This is a genomic window from Mailhella sp. (genome assembly GCF_057866825.1).
The window spans coordinates 44,167-60,944 of record NZ_DBMAHT010000003.1; the positions used below are offsets into that span (position 1 = coordinate 44,167).

At 59.4% G+C, this 16,778-nt stretch carries 11 protein-coding genes and 1 tRNA gene; all 12 read right to left on the bottom strand.

The genetic code is table 11. The annotated features are described in order from the left end of the window. Positions 1-67: 67 nt before the first annotated feature. Entirely contained in the window at positions 68-1,051 is a 984-nt protein-coding gene (locus ACZM96_RS01130) for a glycosyltransferase family 9 protein (protein WP_489486787.1), read from the bottom strand. A gap of 620 nt (positions 1,052-1,671) precedes the next feature. Next, positions 1,672-5,880 (bottom strand): DNA-directed RNA polymerase subunit beta', encoded by a 4,209-nt coding sequence (rpoC, locus tag ACZM96_RS01135; protein ID WP_294483908.1) that lies wholly within the window; start codon positions 5,878-5,880, stop codon positions 1,672-1,674. Between the two features lie 155 nt (positions 5,881-6,035). Continuing rightward, a complete protein-coding gene (gene rpoB / locus ACZM96_RS01140; protein WP_489486789.1) occupies positions 6,036-10,208 on the bottom strand; it encodes a DNA-directed RNA polymerase subunit beta in 4,173 nt (1,390 codons plus the stop codon). Positions 10,209-12,462: 2,254 nt separating this feature from the next. Continuing rightward, the gene (rplL, locus tag ACZM96_RS01145) at positions 12,463-12,843 is read right to left on the bottom strand and encodes a 50S ribosomal protein L7/L12 (RefSeq protein WP_489486791.1); all 381 of its coding nucleotides are present in this window, start codon (positions 12,841-12,843) and stop codon (positions 12,463-12,465) included. Between the two features lie 69 nt (positions 12,844-12,912). Beyond that, the gene (gene rplJ / locus ACZM96_RS01150; RefSeq protein ID WP_489486792.1) at positions 12,913-13,434 is read right to left on the bottom strand and encodes a 50S ribosomal protein L10; all 522 of its coding nucleotides are present in this window, start codon (positions 13,432-13,434) and stop codon (positions 12,913-12,915) included. A gap of 166 nt (positions 13,435-13,600) precedes the next feature. Further along, a complete protein-coding gene (rplA, locus tag ACZM96_RS01155) occupies positions 13,601-14,308 on the bottom strand; it encodes a 50S ribosomal protein L1 (RefSeq protein WP_294483916.1) in 708 nt (235 codons plus the stop codon). 146 nt (positions 14,309-14,454) lie between these two features. Beyond that, complete coding sequence (rplK, locus tag ACZM96_RS01160) at positions 14,455-14,877, bottom strand: 50S ribosomal protein L11 (protein ID WP_295640689.1); 423 nt, start codon at positions 14,875-14,877, stop codon at positions 14,455-14,457. 88 nt (positions 14,878-14,965) lie between these two features. Continuing rightward, positions 14,966-15,559: a transcription termination/antitermination protein NusG gene (nusG, locus tag ACZM96_RS01165; protein ID WP_294483921.1), complete on the bottom strand. Its 594-nt coding sequence runs from the start codon at positions 15,557-15,559 to the stop codon at positions 14,966-14,968. A 50-nt stretch (positions 15,560-15,609) separates the two neighbouring features. Next, a complete protein-coding gene (secE, locus tag ACZM96_RS01170) occupies positions 15,610-15,801 on the bottom strand; it encodes a preprotein translocase subunit SecE (RefSeq protein WP_346665301.1) in 192 nt (63 codons plus the stop codon). A gap of 139 nt (positions 15,802-15,940) precedes the next feature. After that, positions 15,941-16,016: transfer RNA gene (locus tag ACZM96_RS01175), tRNA-Trp, on the bottom strand. A gap of 13 nt (positions 16,017-16,029) precedes the next feature. Then, the gene (rpmG, locus tag ACZM96_RS01180; protein WP_178578166.1) at positions 16,030-16,179 is read right to left on the bottom strand and encodes a 50S ribosomal protein L33; all 150 of its coding nucleotides are present in this window, start codon (positions 16,177-16,179) and stop codon (positions 16,030-16,032) included. Between the two features lie 4 nt (positions 16,180-16,183). Continuing rightward, on the bottom strand, positions 16,184-16,778 hold a 595-nt coding region (locus ACZM96_RS01185; RefSeq protein WP_489486794.1), incomplete at its 5' end, for an EF-Tu C-terminal domain-related protein.

Sequence of the window (16,778 nt, forward strand, 5' to 3'; positions counted from 1 at the left end):
CGGCAACAAAAAAAGCCGGAGCCGAAGCCCCGACTTTTTCTGCGTCAGATAACGCACGCCAAAAGCATCAGTCCGTCCACGGCGTCAGCGTTCCCTGCATGGTCTTGTTGAGCGTTTCATAGACCTCACGAACGGGAATGTCCCGCACGTCGTCGTTCACCTTCGACACGGCGGAAAAGTTCAGCGGCCCGCGCGGCGTCCAGAGCGTTTCCGACCACGGATAGGTGATGGACACCGTCGGCACCTTCACGGCTCCCGCCAGATGCTGCGGCGAGGACGTACACGTGACGAAGGCATCGCACGTTTTCAAAAATGCGGCCGTGTGCTGCAGCGACTTCTTGCCGATGAACTGATGCAGTCTGGGATGCTCCATGCCGCGGTAGGCGTCCAGCAGCGGCACGTCGCTTTCGCCCGCCACAATCCACACATCCACATCGTCATTTTTGTCCAGAAGAACCTTCGTCAGCTCCACGAACTTTTCAATGGGCCAGCGAAGCCCGGTCTTCTTGATGTTGCCGATGAATATGCCTACCCTGCGCAGGCCCGCAACCGGCGGATACGTCTCCCGAACGGCCTTTTCCACCGCTTCCGGCACAGTAAAGCGGATGCTGATGTCGGGATGCTCGTCGTGCGGGAGCTGAAACTCGGCCTCCAGTTCCCGCAGCATCACGCCGGAATAGTGCTCGCCGTCTTCCGGAGCGCCGCTCCACGGCGCGAGCCTGCCCTGATTCAGGGCGCCCTTCTTCCGGCCCCGGGCCAGCGAGGAAAGCAGACAGAGCGTGCGCGAATGCGCATTGAAGTTCACCACCAGATCGTGCGGCTCCAGCAGATGCGGCAGGAGACGAAGCCACGAGGCCGCAGACTTCTTGTCGTAAATGAAAAGACGACTCACGTCGGGATTGTCTTCCAGCGCCACGGCACCGAGCGGACTGGCGATCACGTCCAGCACGGCATCGGGATAAAGCTCGCGAAGGCGATGAATGACCGGCGTGCTGACCAGCATGTCGCCGATGCGGTCGCATCTGATGCAGAGAATATGAAACTTTTTCAACGAAACGCTCCTGTAACCGTTGTGTCCACCGCAGCGCGCACGGCGCTTCCACGCTCCAAAAGGCGATGCGAAGCCTGATTGCGCATGCCCGGCCCCTTTTTGCCCTGAAACGCGGCCAGGGCCCGCAGAAACGCCCTGTCCGTCATGCCTGAAGGCCGCTGCGGCTGCTTTTGCAAGGCAGAAAGCAGTCACATCCACTGTCCGCGAACAAACGGGGACTGTCAAGACGGACGCCGCTTTCTCCCCGGCTGAGGCAATATATCCGTCTGCTTTCGCCGCCGCCGAACAGCCTCGGCGCTGCCGCGCGCTGCCGACGCACACACTCCTGCCCCGGGAAAACGGCATGACGATCAAAGATGCCGTGCTGCGCCTCTCAAGCACATGGGCGCTCGAAACGTCCGCCCGAGAGCGCCCGACTCCGCAGCCAGAAGCAATTTCCGGGAAGCCCCCCCAACATCAGCGCTCTTGCCTTTCTCCGCCGAGAGCCCGAAAAATTCCGGCACACTCCCCACCGGCAGTCCCTCGAACTCCGTCATTAAACTCCGAGGCCGACCCCCGTGCTCCCGAAGGAGCAAAAGGCGTCGGCCTCGTATTTCAGGCGCGGGAAAAACCCGCTCCGTTTAGTCGTTTATCGCGTTGTTGATGCCGGTTTCGATATCAGGAGCGATGATGGGACGCTCCTCAAGGTCTTCCAGGAACTTGTCGGGGCGTTCCTTCTGATCCGGAACCTCGATGTTCTGGTTGACGTATTCGCGATAGCCGGTACCCGCAGGAATGAGGCGGCCGACAATGACGTTTTCCTTGAGGCCGCGCAGGTAGTCGTGCTTGCCCTTGAGGGAAGCTTCGGTGAGCACCTTGGTGGTTTCCTGGAAGGAGGCCGCGGCCACCCACGACAGGGAGCTCAGAGAGGCCTGCGTGATGCCGAGCACCAGCGGTTCGGCCACGGCGGGCTGACGGCCCTCGGCAATGGCCTTGTCGTTCTCTTCCTTGAATTCCACCTTGTCGACCTGCTCGCCCACGAGGAACGTGGTCTGGCCCGGATCGAGAATGGTGACCTTCTTCAGCATCTGGCGGACGATGACTTCAATGTGCTTGTCGTCGATGCCCACGCCCTGGAAGCGGTACACTTCCTGGATTTCGTCCACGAGGTAGCGGGCCAGATACTTTTCGCCGCGGGTATGCAGAATGTCGTGCAGCTCCGGATGACCTTCGGTCACGGGCTCGCCGGCCTCCACATAGTCGCCGTCGGAAGCCGTGATGTGCTTGCCCTTGGGAATGAGGTATTCCTTGGCTTCGCCCACTTCAGGCCGCACGATGAGCTTTCTCTTGCCCTTGGATTCGCCCGCGTATTCCACGATGCCGGAGATTTCCGACACCACGGCCATTTCCTTGGGCTTGCGGGCTTCGAAGAGCTCGGCCACGCGAGGAAGACCACCCACGATATCCTTGGTCTTGGAGGTTTCGCGGGGCTTACGGGCGATGATGTCGCCGGCCTGCACGGCCTCGCCGTCCTTCACCATGATGAGGGCGCCCACCGGCATGGTGTAGGTCGCCGGAATGGAGCCGGTGCCCTGCGCCGAGGTGCGCGACTTGATGGTGCCGTCTTCCGCCGTGATGTCGATGGCCGGGCGGAAGCTCGTGGTGCGGTATTCCATGATGGTGCGGGTGGACTGGCGGGTGGCCTCGTCCATCTTTTCCTGCACGGTCTTGCCTTCGATGATGTCCTTGAAGCGGATGAAACCGTCAACTTCCGTGATGAAGGGTTCGTTGAACGGATCCCATTCGGCAAGCATCTTGCCCTTCACCACTTCCTCGCCGTCGGAGACGTAGAGGCGGGCGCCGTTGGGCAGGATGTACTTTTCGGCTTCGCGGCCCTGATCGTCCACGATGGTGAGCTGACCGCTCTTGCCGATGACCATGGCGATGCCGTCGCGGTTGATGACGGACTTCACGCGGGTCAGGCTGATGCGGCCGGAGTTCTGGGCCTCAAAGCTGGACTTGGCGACCTGAGCGGACGCCGTGCCGCCGATGTGGAAGGTACGCATGGTCAGCTGCGTGCCGGGTTCGCCGATGGACTGAGCGGCGATGATGCCCACGGTTTCGCCCACGTTCACGAGATGACCGCGGGCCAGGTCGCGGCCGTAGCACAGGGCGCACACGCCGCGTTCGGCCTGACAGGTCAGGGCGGAACGGATGGTCACGGTGCCCACGCCGGCTTCGTCGAGGGCGTTGGCCACCTTTTCATCCACCAGGGTGTTGGCCGGGAACAGCAGCTCCTTGGTGGTGGGATGCATGACGGGGTACAGCAGCACACGGCCGATGATGCGGTCGCGCAGAGGCAGCTTGATTTCGTTGCCTTCGCGCAGGGCAGTCATTTCGATGCCGTCCACGGTGTTGCAGTCTTCCTGAGACACGATGACGTCCTGCACCACGTCCACCAGACGGCGGGTGAGGTAACCGGAGTTAGCGGTCTTCAGAGCGGTGTCGGCCAGACCCTTGCGGGCGCCGTGCGTGGAAGTGAAGTACTGCAGCACGGTAAGGCCTTCACGGAAGCTCGCCGTAATAGGCGTTTCGATGATGGCGCCGGAAGGCTTGGCCATGAGGCCGCGCATGCCGCCGAGCTGTCTCATCTGGTCCGCGTTGCCTCGAGCACCGGAGTTGGACATCATGAAGATAGGGTTGAAGCTGGTGTCGTCGGCTTCGCGGCCCGTCTTCGGATCGACCACGTGATCGACGGAGATTTCCTTCATCATTTCCTTGGAAATGGTGGTGGAAGTCTGCGACCACACGTCAACCACCTTGTTGTACTTTTCGGTACGGGTGATGATACCGTTGCGGTACTGCTGTTCGATGTCGTCCACTTCGGCCTGAGAGGCGGCAATGATGGCCTTCTTGCGGGCAGGAATGGTCATGTCCTTGAGGCCGATGGAAATGCCCGCGCGGGTGGAGAACTCGTAACCGATGTTCTTCAGCTGGTCGCACAGGATGACGGTGTTCTTGATGCCGGCGGCCTTGTAGGCGATGCCCACGAGCTTGCCGATGGCCTTCTTGGTGAGCACCTTGTTGACTTCCTCGAAGGGCAGCACGTGAGGCAGACGTTCCCACACGAGCACGCGGCCGCAGGTGGTGTCCACAAGATTGCCGTCTTCCATGCGCACGCGGATGCGGGCATGCAGGTCGAGCTGCTTGGCGTCGTAGGCGGCTTCCACTTCCCAGGGGCCGCAGAAGACCATGCCTTCGCCCTTGCAGAAGGAGCGGTCCACGGTCATGTAGTACAGGCCGAGAACCATGTCCTGCGAAGGAATGATGACAGGGCTGCCGTTGGCGGGCGAGAGAATGTTGTTGGTGCTCATGAGCAGCACGCGGCATTCGATCTGCGCTTCCACGGAAAGCGGAATGTGCACGGCCATCTGGTCACCGTCGAAGTCGGCGTTGTAGGCCGTACACACGAGCGGATGCAGACGAATGGCCTTGCCTTCCACGAGCAGGGGTTCAAAGGCCTGAATGCCCAGACGGTGCAGGGTAGGCGCGCGGTTCAGGAGCACGGGGTATTCGCGCACCACTTCGGCGAGAATGTCCCACACCACGAGTTCCTCGCGTTCGACCATCTTCTTGGCGCTCTTGATGGTGGAAGCGTAGCCTCTCTTTTCCAGTTCGGAATAGATGAAGGGCTTGAAGAGTTCCAAAGCCATCTTCTTGGGCAGGCCGCACTGATGGAGCTTGAGCGAAGGACCGACGCAAATAACGGAACGACCGGAGTAGTCCACGCGCTTGCCGAGCAGGTTCTGACGGAAACGGCCCTGCTTGCCCTTGATCATGTCGGACAGGGACTTCAGCGGACGGCCGTTGGTGCCGGTGATGGCGCGACCGCGACGACCGTTGTCGAACAGGGCATCCACCGCTTCCTGAAGCATGCGCTTTTCGTTGCGGATGATGATGTCCGGCGCGCCGAGTTCCTTGAGGCGCTTCAGACGGTTGTTGCGGTTGATGACGCGGCGGTACAGATCGTTGAGGTCGGAGGTCGCGAAGCGGCCGCCGTCCAGCGGAACCAGAGGACGAAGATCCGGCGGAATGACGGGGATGACTTCCAGAATCATCCATTCCGGCTTGTTGTTGGATTCGAGGAAGGCTTCCACGATCTTCAGGCGCTTGGTGAGCTTCTTCTTCTTGGTCTGGCTCTTGGTTTCCTGCGATTCTTCGCGCAGTTTCACCTTGAGGGCCGGCAGATCGAGCTCTTCGAGAAGGCCGCGGATGGCTTCGGCGCCCATGCCCACCTTGAGGGCTTCGTCGCCGAAACGTTCCAGAATCTGAAGGTACTGGTCCTCGGATATGACCTGCATGCGGCTCAGGTTGGTGGAGCCGGGATCGAGCACCACGTAGGAGTCGAAATACAGCACCTTTTCCAGATCGGCCATGGTCATGTCGAGCAGGGTGCCGATCTTGGAAGGCAGGGTCTTCAGGAACCAGATGTGGGCGACGGGCGCGGCCAGTTCGATGTGGCCCATGCGCTCGCGGCGCACCTTGGAGGCAATGACTTCAACGCCGCACTTTTCGCAGACGATGCCGCGGTGCTTCATGCGCTTGTACTTGCCGCAGTTGCACTCGTAGTCTTTGACGGGACCAAAGATCTTGGCGCAGAAAAGACCGTCGCGTTCAGGCTTGAACGTACGGTAGTTGATGGTTTCCGGCTTCTTGACTTCGCCGTACGACCATTCCCGTATGTTTTCCGGCGACGCGAGCGTGATCTGAATGGAGTTCAGATTGCGGATGTTCGACACGCTGGAGGTGGCCGCCGTGTCACGGACAGTAAACAGATCGTCCAGACTCATCTATATCTCCCTGGCAAGAGGGTTGGATTCATCTTTGCCTGAGCAGGAAAACGGAGCATCCGGTCTCCTGCGGAAAATATCCGCGCCGCACCGGCCCGAAAAGGCCGATGCGGCTCCCGGGGCGACCCGGGCGGATTCCGGGGCAGCGCCCCGTCTTATTCTTCAATGACAGGGGTGTTCACGAAGAAGCGGGGCTTGGCCGGCTTCTTGGGTTCTTCCTGTTCAAGATTCACATTGAGGCCGAGGGACATGAGTTCCTTGACCAGAACGTTGAAGGATTCGGGCAGACCGGCTTCAAGGAAGTTGTCTCCCTTGACGATCTTTTCATACATCTTCACGCGGCCGGCCACGTCGTCGGACTTGACGGTCAGGAATTCCTGCAGGAGGTACGACGCGCCGTAGCCTTCCAGAGCCCACACTTCCATTTCACCGAGACGCTGGCCGCCGAACTGGGCCTTACCGCCGAGAGGCTGCTGCGTCACCAGGCTGTAGGGGCCGGTGGAACGGGCGTGAATCTTTTCGTCAACGAGGTGATGCAGTTTCAGGTAGTACATCACGCCCGTGGTCACGCGGTTGGCGAAGGGTTCGCCGGTGCGGCCGTCGTACAGCACGGTCTTGCCGTCGTTGGGCAGACCGGCTCTTTCCAGCCACGACCAGATCTGATCTTCCTGCGCGCCGTCGAACACGGGGGTCTTGGTGATGATGCCCTTGCGCAGACCGAGCACGGCCTTCCTGAGTTCTTCGTCACTCATGCTGTCCACCAGTTCGTCGATGGTCATGCCGTCGGCGCGGGCGGCGGGCAGGTCGGCGGCGAAGATGTCCTTCACCTCGCGGCGCAGCTCATCCATGGCCACGCCGTTGTCCACCATTTCGGCGAGCTGACGGCCGAGTTCCTTGGCGGCCCAGCCCAGATGCGTTTCCATGATCTGACCGATGTTCATTCGGGAAGGCACGCCCAGGGGGTTCAGCACGACGTCCACGGGACGGCCGTCCTTGAAGAAGGGCATGTCTTCTTCGGGCAGGATCATGGAGACCACACCCTTGTTACCATGACGGCCGGCCATCTTGTCGCCCACGGAAAGCTTACGCTTGATGGCGATGTGAACCTTGACCATCTTGATGACGCCCGGAGGCAGATCGTCGCCTTCGGTGGCCTTTTCACGCTTGGAGTCGTAGAGCTTCTTCACCACTTCGAGCTGGCGGTCGTAGGCTTCCAGCATGTGGACGATCTGATCGTTGACGTCCTTGTTGCGCAGGATGTCGGCCAGACGCTTGATGGGCAGCTCCAGCATGACGTCCCAGGTGAGTTCGCTGCCGGCCGCGGCCAGCACTTCGCCCTTGCGCTTGCCGGCGATGTCCACGGCGAGCACCTGACCTTCCATGAGAGGACGCATGCGTTCGCGGGTACGCTCGGTGAGGGCGCGCACGTGATCGGCTTCCTTGCGGTCGAGCTTGGCGATTTCGTAGGCTTCGATTTCGCGGGTGCGGTCGTCCTTTTCACCGGAACGGCGGTTGAACACCTTCACGTCGATGACGGTGCCCTCGATTCCCGGGGGAACCTTGAGGGAGGTGTTCTTCACGTCGCGGGCCTTGTCGCCGAAGATGGCGCGCAGCAGCTTCTCTTCAGGAGTGAGCTGCGTTTCGCCCTTGGGCGTGATCTTGCCCACGAGGATGTCGTCGGGCTTCACGGACGCGCCGATGCGGATCACGCCGCTCGCGTCGAGGTTGTGAAGCATGTCGTCGCCCACGTTGGGAATGTCGCGGGTGATTTCTTCCGGTCCGAGCTTGGTGTCGCGGGCGGCAACCTCGAATTCCTCGATGTGGATGGAGGTGTAGATGTCGTCCTTCACCGCGCGCTCGGAGATGAGCACGGCGTCTTCGTAGTTGTAGCCGCACCAGGGCATGAAGGCCACAACCAGGTTCTTGCCGAGGGCCAGTTCGCCGTTCTCGATGCCGGGACCGTCGGCAAGCACGTCGTTCTTCTTCACGCGCTGACCGGGGTAGCAGGTGGGCTTCTGGCCGAAGCAGGAGTTCTGGTTCGACTTGTGGTACTTCAGAAGATCGTAGCTGCGCACGCCGCCGCGGTCTTCAAGATAAAGGTTGTCGTAGGCCACGATGACGCGTTCGGCGTCGGCGTAGCGGACCACGCCGTCGCCTTCGGCGAGCAGGCAGGCGCCGGAGTCGCGGGCCACGTCGTACTCCATGCCGGTGCCCACGAGAGGACGTTCGGAACGCAGAAGCGGAACGGCCTGACGCTGCATGTTCGAGCCCATGAGGGCTCGGTTGGCGTCGTCGTGTTCAAGGAAGGGAATGAGCGCGGCGGAAATGGACACCATCTGGCTCGGCGAAATGTCCTGCAGGGTGACTTCGTCGCGGCTGGCCATGAGCACGTCGCCGCCGGTGGAGCGGACGGTCATGTTCTCTTCGATGAAGCGGCCGTTTTCATCCACGGGAGCGTTGGCCTGAGCGATGATCTGATCCTTTTCGCAGGAAGCGTCGAGATGCACGATTTCATCGGTGCGGCAGCCGTTGCGGATCACGCGGTAGGGCGTTTCAATGAAGCCGTATTCGTTCACCTTGGCGTAGGTGGTCAGAGAAACGATAAGGCCGATGTTCGGGCCTTCAGGCGTTTCAATGGGGCAGATGCGGCCGTAGTGGGAGGTGTGAACGTCTCGCACTTCAAAGCCCGCGCGCTCACGGGTAAGACCGCCGGGGCCCAGAGCGGAAAGACGACGCTTGTGCGTGACTTCCGAGAGGGAGTTGGTCTGATCCATGAACTGCGACAGCTGGGAGGTGCCGAAGAATTCCTTGAGCACGGCCGCCACGGGCTTGGGATTGATGAGATCGTGAGGCATGAGCGAGGCCACTTCCTGAATGCTCATGCGTTCCTTGATGGCGCGTTCCATGCGCACAAGGCCGATGCGGTACTGGTTTTCCACCAGTTCGCCCACGAGACGCACGCGACGGTTGCCCAGATGGTCGATGTCGTCGGGAGCGCCGTTGGTGTCCTTCATGGTCACGAGCACCTTGATGGCCGTGATGATGTCCTCGTCGGTGAGGGTGAGCACGTCCTTGTCGGTGGTGAGACCGAGGCGCAGATTGAGCTTGTAGCGGCCCACGGCGGACAGATCGTAGTAGTCGGGATTGCGGAACAGGTTGTCGAAGTAGCTGGCCGCAATTTCGGGCGTGGGCGGAGAGCTCGGACGCAGACGACGGTAGATTTCCTCCTGCGCCTTCTCGGTGCTCGTGGTCTTGTCGAGCATGAGGGTGTCGCGGATGGAGGAGGAGGTGTCGGCGCCCTTGGTGTGCAGAATGCTGAGCGTGGTCACGCCCGCTTCCTGAAGCTGATCAAGCAGGGAAGGCGTCACTTCGTCGGCGGCTTCGGCCATGATTTCGCCGGTGGCGGCGTTGACCACGTCTTCGCCGAGGAACAGGCCCTGAAGCGAATCGGGAGCCACTTCGATGAACTCGATGCCGGCTCCGGCAATCTTTCTCCAGTCGCGCTTGTTCAGCTTCTTGCCGGCCTTGACCACCACGTTGCCTTCGGCGTCGAGAATGTCGTTGTAGGCGAGACGATCCTTGTCGTTGGCGTACAGATCGGCGTCGGCGCGCATGAACAGACGGGAGCCGTCCAGACGATACTCTTCCTTCTTGTAGAAGGTGTCGAGAATCTGATTCTTGGACATGCCCATGGCCTTGAACAGAATGGTGGCGGGCATCTTGCGGCGACGGTCGATGCGCACGTAGAGGATGTCCTTGTGGTCGAAGTCGAAGTCGAGCCACGAACCGCGCATGGGAATCACACGGCAGGAATAGAGCACCTTGCGGGAAGTGTGCGTCTTGCCGCCGTCGTGCTCGAAGATGATGCCGGGAGAACGCTGCAGCTGATTGACGATGACGCGTTCCGTGCCGTTGACGATGAAGGTGCCCTTTTCGGTCATCAGCGGAAGCGTGCCGAAATAGATGTCCTGCTCCTTGCCGTCGCGGTAGGTGCGGGCGCCTGTGGCTTCATCGACGTCGTAGATATCGAGACGTACCTTGATGCGCACGGGAGCTTCGTAGGTCAGACCCTTGGAGATGCACTCGGCCTGGTCGTACTTTGGCTCGCTTATCTCATAGCCCAGATATTCCAGGCTGGCGGTGCGATTAAAATCTTCGATGGGGAACACCGACCGGAAGACTCCTTCGAGTCCGACATGAGGATCGCGTTCCGATTCCTTGCGGCCTTCCTGAAGGAAGGCGCTGTAAGAGTCCACCTGAAGATTCAAAAGGTGCGGAATGGGAATGGACACTTTGATTTTGCCGAATTGCTTCGTAAGCTGACCCATTACTTTACCTCAAGAATGGCAGTTGTCCGGCCCTGCGCCGGAAAATTGACGTACGGAAGAAAGCCTTGACACAGAAAGTGCAGACGCGAAAAAACAGGCAACAAAGCCCCCCTTTCCATGCCTTGGAAGGGGCGTTGCCTGCGGTTTATGGCATCTGGTTATATGGAGCGTTCAATGTGTGATGCCTGCATATCCGTCCGTAGAGATTATCCTAATGAGTCAGTCAGACTAACCCCTTATCAGGCAAATAGCAAGTGTTTTCATGACACCTTTTCCATATTTCAGGATAGCTCATTTTTTTCTAAAAAACAATTGCCGTTTCTGTTGACAAGTGAAATTTTCCTGCTTTTTCTCCATTTTTTCGAAAAAAATCAATGCAGCAGAAAAAATTTGCTCTTCAATTTTCCTGTGGAAGCAAAGACGACCGCACGGCTTTTGCCGTCGGGCCGGTCTTCATGCCGCATATTTTGGCGCCTCGCTGCCGAAAACGGGGGAAAACGCCATAACTTCGCCGGGCGGATTCGTTTTTCAACTTATTTTCGGATAAAATACCACGCGGCTTGCGCTCAAGAGCGCATTTCTATGCCGCGTCCGCCGCATTTCACGGCATTCTGCTCCGATTCTAAACATGCTCAATAAACGGAAGCGGCATTGTTCAGAACCATTGCCGCGTCCACGTTCGGCAGGCAGACGAACGCCTGCCGACGGCGACGCATGGACCACAAACGCACAACGAACGCAACGCCGCCTTGAAGGCAGAACCATCCTCCCCAGACTTACCCCGGTTGCCGCCCCCGGTCTGTCCCGGCTCTCTTCCCAGTCTCTTCCTGATCGCCGTGCTCCCGGCAATGAGGTCCGAGCCAAAGCAAAGGCTCTGCCCTTTCCCCGGTTGAACTTTCGACAATGACGAGCCCCCATCAGGGAAGATTCATCGACAATCCAGAGCGGCCTCCTGCAAGGCATGACTCACTTGCGGGGCAAAGCGCTTTCGCCGACCGCCGCTCTGCCCCTGCTCTCCCCTCCGTGCTTCGCTGCGCATGTCCTCCTTCTCCGACTTTCTGCGCAGCCTCAGTCAGACAAGCCTCCGCCTGCCGGGATCACTTCACCACGGACGCAGAAGCACATCCCCTGCCGGGCCTCGGACTTGCGCCCTCTCACGTCCAGGGACAGACGACCACTTTTCATCCCAATGCCATTCCATGACGATGACCTTGTTCCCCGTTGCTATACTCTCCGTGGTGGGAATGACAGCATAGGCGCAACTCTCCCGTGCCTTTTCCTGATTGCCTCACTCCCGGCAATGAGGCCCGCTCCAAAGCAAAGGCTCTCCCCTTTCCCCGGTTGAACATTCGACAATGACGAGCGCCCCCATCAGGGAAGATTCATCGACAATCCGGCAGCGGCCTGCCTGCAAGGCATGACTCACTTGCGGGACAAAGCGCTTTCGCCGACCGTCGCTCTGCCCCTGCTCTCCCCTCCGTGCTCTGCTGCGCACGTCCTCCATCGCCGACTTTCTGCGCAGCCTCAGTCAGACACGCCTCCCGCGCCTGCCGACCTCCACCATTCTTCCCGACCGACGCCTTCGGATCGCGGAAACGGAGCTCTTTGATTGCGGCTCTTCCGAACAATGTTTCGGCAGAAAACGAAATCACCGAAAGCTGAGGCGTCAGGAATTGACCGATTCTCAGCATCTCTGCCGAAGCACATCAAAACACAACGACTCCGTTCCGGCGGAAGAGCCCCGCCGAGTCCGCACCAACTCGCCCTGCCCGCGCAGACTTTCCCTCGGCGCAGAAACAAGCGCTGCGGACGCCACGGCATGGCCTCAGTCCTCCAGGTTCGCGCAACGCAGAGGTCTCTCTCCCCGATGCGTCGAAACGGACGCATGTTCCCCCTGCTGCTTCATGCCCTGGGCATCCCGCGCAAAAACTCCCCCGCCAGAAAACACCTCCGCGCTCTCCACCTCTCGCCGCGGCAGCAAACCGACGCACGCACTTCGGAGCCCTGCCGCACTTCGACAAGACGCCAAGGAGCGCAGCACGCGGCCCCGCTGTTACTCCCGCCGTTGCTGCTCCGTCCTTTCGTTCCGACCTCGCGCCGGAATCTGCGACCGATCGCAGCGTGCAGCCCTGACGATGCCGGGAGGCTGTCGAGCGAAACTGCCCCGCCGATAAAACCGCGTGTCCTGCTTCGGGCAACAAAAAAGCCCCCTCGGGCTGAGGGGGCTTCAAATTCACATTGCTGTGAAAGGAACTTACTTGATTTCGACGGTGGCGCCGGCTTCGGTGAGTTCCTTCTTGGCGGCTTCGGCGTCTTCCTTGGAGACAGCTTCCTTCAGGGTGGAAGGAGCGTTGTCAACCTTGTCCTTGGCTTCCTTGAGGCCGAGGCCGGTCAGAGCGCGCACAACCTTGATGACGCCGATCTTGTTGGCGCCGACTTCCTTCAGGATAACGTCGAATTCGGTCTTTTCTTCTTCAGCAGGAGCGGCGGCAGCGGGAGCGGCGGCCACGGCAACGGCGGGAGCGGCGGCGGAAACGCCGAACTTTTCTTCGAGTTCCTTGATGAATTCAGCCAGTTCGAGCACGGTCATGTTGGAGATGAACTCAACAACCTGTTCCTTGGTGATATCGGCCATGGTAATGACTCCTTAAAAAAATTCTTTGACTTTGATGGTTTGGGGCGAAATGGCAGCCAAAGGTGCGAGTTACGCAGCCTTCTTCTCTTCGATAGCCTTGAGGGCGTACAGAAGAGGACGAACCATATTGGCCATGAGAGACACAAAATTGGTGGGCACGGCGTTCATGGTCGCCAGAGCCTGAGCAAGCAGCTGTTCCTTGGAAGGCAGCTTGGCGAGATCGGCCACCTGAGCAGGAGTCAGGGGCTTGCCGTCGAGGCTGGCCTGACGGATCTCGAGCTTGTTGTTGCTCTTGGCGAAGTCCGTGAGAGCCTTGGCCACACCGACCGGATCATTGAATCCAAGGGCAATGGCACAGTTATCCTTCAGCGAAGAAGAGATGGAGCTGTGTTCGGTGTCTGCTAAAGCGATGCGGGCAAGAGTGTTCTTGACGACGTGATATTCGCCGCCAGCGGCGCGCAGCGCCACACGGAGCCCGGTCAGCTCTTCCACCGACATACCCTTGAAGTCGGTCACAACCGCAAACGAAGCACGAGAGGCAATTTCTTTGACCTGCTCGATGATTACGGCTTTTTCAGACCTGTTCTTCACGTGATGCTCCTCACGATTGGGTGTTTTGTCTTGTGGAATGCCGAGCCAAAGAATCTGTCTGAGCAGGATATTAAGGCTTGCGCCTCCTGCCGTCTTCGACCCGAAATTCCTTCCCTAGCCTAAATATTTGAAAGGCGGAAGGCATCCCTTGCGGGATGCCTCTCATTTAGCCTTCGATGAACTTCTTGCACTGGGCCATGTCGACCTTGAAGCCGGGGCCCATGGTGGTGGAAACGGTCATGGAAAGCATGTACTGGCCCTTGGCGGCGGAAGGCTTCAGACGCACAACAGCGTCGAGCAGAGCCTTGAGGTTGCCGAGGATCTTTTCAGGTCCGAAGGAAACCTTGCCGAGGGGGGCATGCAGCACACCGGCCTTGTCAACCTTGAAGTCCACGCGACCGGCCTTCAGTTCCTGAACGGCCTTGGCAACGTCGAAGGTGACGGTGCCGGTCTTGGCGTTGGGCATCAGGCCGCGGGGGCCGAGCACACGACCGACCTGGCCCACGAGAGCCATGACGTCGGGAGCGGCGACGGCGGCGTCGAATTCCAGCCAGCCGCCCTTGATCTGGGCGACGAGGTCTTCAGCGCCGACCACGTCGGCACCGGCGGCGCGGGCTTCAGCCTGCTTGTCGCCCTTGCAGAACACGGCCACGCGAACGGTCTTGCCGAGGCCATGGGGAAGGGAAACAGCACCGCGGACCATCTGGTCGGAGTACTTGGGGTCGACGCCCAGACGAAGGGCCACGTCAACCGTTTCATCAAATTTGGCGAAGGAAGCGCCAAGGGACTTGGCAACCGCGTCCTCCACGGAAAAACGCTGGGTCAGATCAACGCCTTCCAGCGAATTGCGATATTTTTTTCCATGCGTAGGCATGATGGTATTCCTTTCTTTGCGCTTGTCGTCTCGAATCTCCTGCCGGCGGAAACCGGCAGTACGGCCGAATCCAACGAAATAGGCGCGGCGCGATGAACGCGCCCACATATCACACGTACGGACGCCGTCTTGCCGCCTGAACGTTATTACTTAACGTCCAGTCCCATGCTGCGCGCGGTGCCCATGATATTGCGCACGGCGCCTTCGAGATCCTTGCAGTTCAGGTCGGGCATCTTCAGCTTGGCGATTTCCTCAACCTGAGCCATGGTGACGGAACCAACCTTGGTACGGTTGGGCTCGCCGGATCCCTTTTCAACCTTGGCGGCCTTCATCAGCAGAACGGGAGCCGGAGGCGTCTTGGTAACGAAGGTGAAGGAGCGGTCGGCATACACCGTGATGATCACGGGGATGATCATGCCCTTCTGATCCTGAGTACGAGCATTGAATTCCTTGCAGAACCCCATGATGTTCACGCCGTGCTGGCCCAGAGCGGGACCAACGGGCGGAGAGGGGTTGGCAGCACCAGCAGGAATCTGCAGTTTGATCTTGGCAACTTCTTTCTTGGCCATTGTCGTTAATCCTTATTTTGCGGTCTCAGGCACAGGCCTGACTGCTGTCGATGAAACAATCCAGAGCAGAAATATCTCGGTGAAGGGCTCAGCCCTTGGTCACCTGGATGAAATCGAGTTCCACCGGCGTCTGGCGGCCGAAAATGGACACGGACACTTTGAGCTTGCCCTTGTCGTAATTGACCTCTTCCACCACGCCGTTGAAACCGCCGAAGGGGCCATCAATGACCCGGACCTCGTCGCCGCGGTCGAAATTGAACTTGGGACGGGGCTGTTCCTGACGGGTTTCCATCAACGAAAGAATGCGTTCCGCTTCACCAGGACCCATAGGTGCAGGACGATTTTTCCCTCCCACAAAGCCGGTGACTTTGGGGATATTCTGAACCAGATGCCAGGAAAGGTCGGTCATCGTCATGCGGACCATGACGTATCCGGGATAGAACTTTCTGGTGGTAGTGCGCTTCTGACCGCCCTTGCCGAGTTCGATGACTCGTTCGGTGGGCACGACCACATCGTGGATGCAGCCGTTGTCCTGGCCGGTGCGCATCAGTTCCCGGATCATCTGCTCGACTCTCTGTTCAAAACCGGAGTAAGTATGCAGGATGTACCAGTGACCGGCATCCTGAGCGGCGGCAGATTCAGAATGGACAGGGATTTCGGTGATGCTTTCTTGCTCAGCCATTGTATTTTACCCTTGCGGATGTGGAGAAAAGTGTGAACGGAGTCATCCTCTTAGGCAAGGATCAGACGAACCACACTGGAAAGGATGAGATCCACCACTCCGAGAAGGATGGCCATGACGGCAACAAAGCCGAGCACCACCATGCTGGTGGTACGGGTTTCTTTCCAGTTGGGCCAGCTGACCTTGCGCAGCTCAACGCGAGACAGGAGAAGATAATCCCTGAATGCAGCAAAGCGCGCCATCAGTCCGCGATCTTCGCCAGCGGACTGGCCAGACTTGCTGGAGGCAGTGGCGGGAGCCGCTTTTGCCTGGGAATTCGCTTCCGCGGCGTCACTCTGTTTTTTGCTCATGTTAGCCTCAAAACTGAAAAGACAAAAGAAATGGCAGGCCAGGAGGGATTCGAACCCCCAACATGCGGTTTTGGAGACCGCCGCTCTGCCGTTGGAGCTACTGGCCTGCGCTATGAAGCACTACTTCGCTTCGCGATGAGTCGTATGTTTCTTGTCCCAGGGGCAGTACTTCATGACTTCAAGACGACCGGTAGTGTTCTTCTTGTTCTTAACCGTGGCGTAGTTGCGGCGCTTGCATTCCGTGCAAGCGAGCAGGATGTTCACGCGCATGGTATTACTCCAGGATTTCAGTCACCACGCCGGAACCGACGGTGTGGCCGCCTTCGCGGATAGCGAAGCGTTCACCGGGAGCCATGGCGATGGGATGGATGAGTTCAACAGTGAAGGTGGCGTTGTCGCCGGGCATGACCATTTCCACGCCGTCAGCCAGCTTGATGACGCCGGTGATGTCGGTGGTGCGGAAATAGAACTGAGGACGGTAGCCGGAGAAGAAGGGAGTGTGGCGGCCGCCTTCGTCCTTGCTCAGAACGTACACTTCAGACTTGAACTTGGTGTGAGGAGTGATGGACTTGGGAGCGGCGAGAACCTGGCCGCGTTCCACGTCTTCACGCTTGATGCCGCGGAGCAGAGCACCGATGTTGTCACCGGCCTGGCCCTGATCGAGCAGCTTGCGGAACATTTCAACGCCGGTCACAGTGGTGGTCTGGGTGGGACGGATGCCCACGATTTCCACGGTGTCGCCGACCTTCACGATGCCGCGTTCCACACGACCGGTCACCACGGTGCCACGGCCGGAGATGGAGAACACGTCTTCGATAGGCATAAGGAAGGTCTTATCGGTTTCGCGAACGGGATCGGGAATGTAGGTG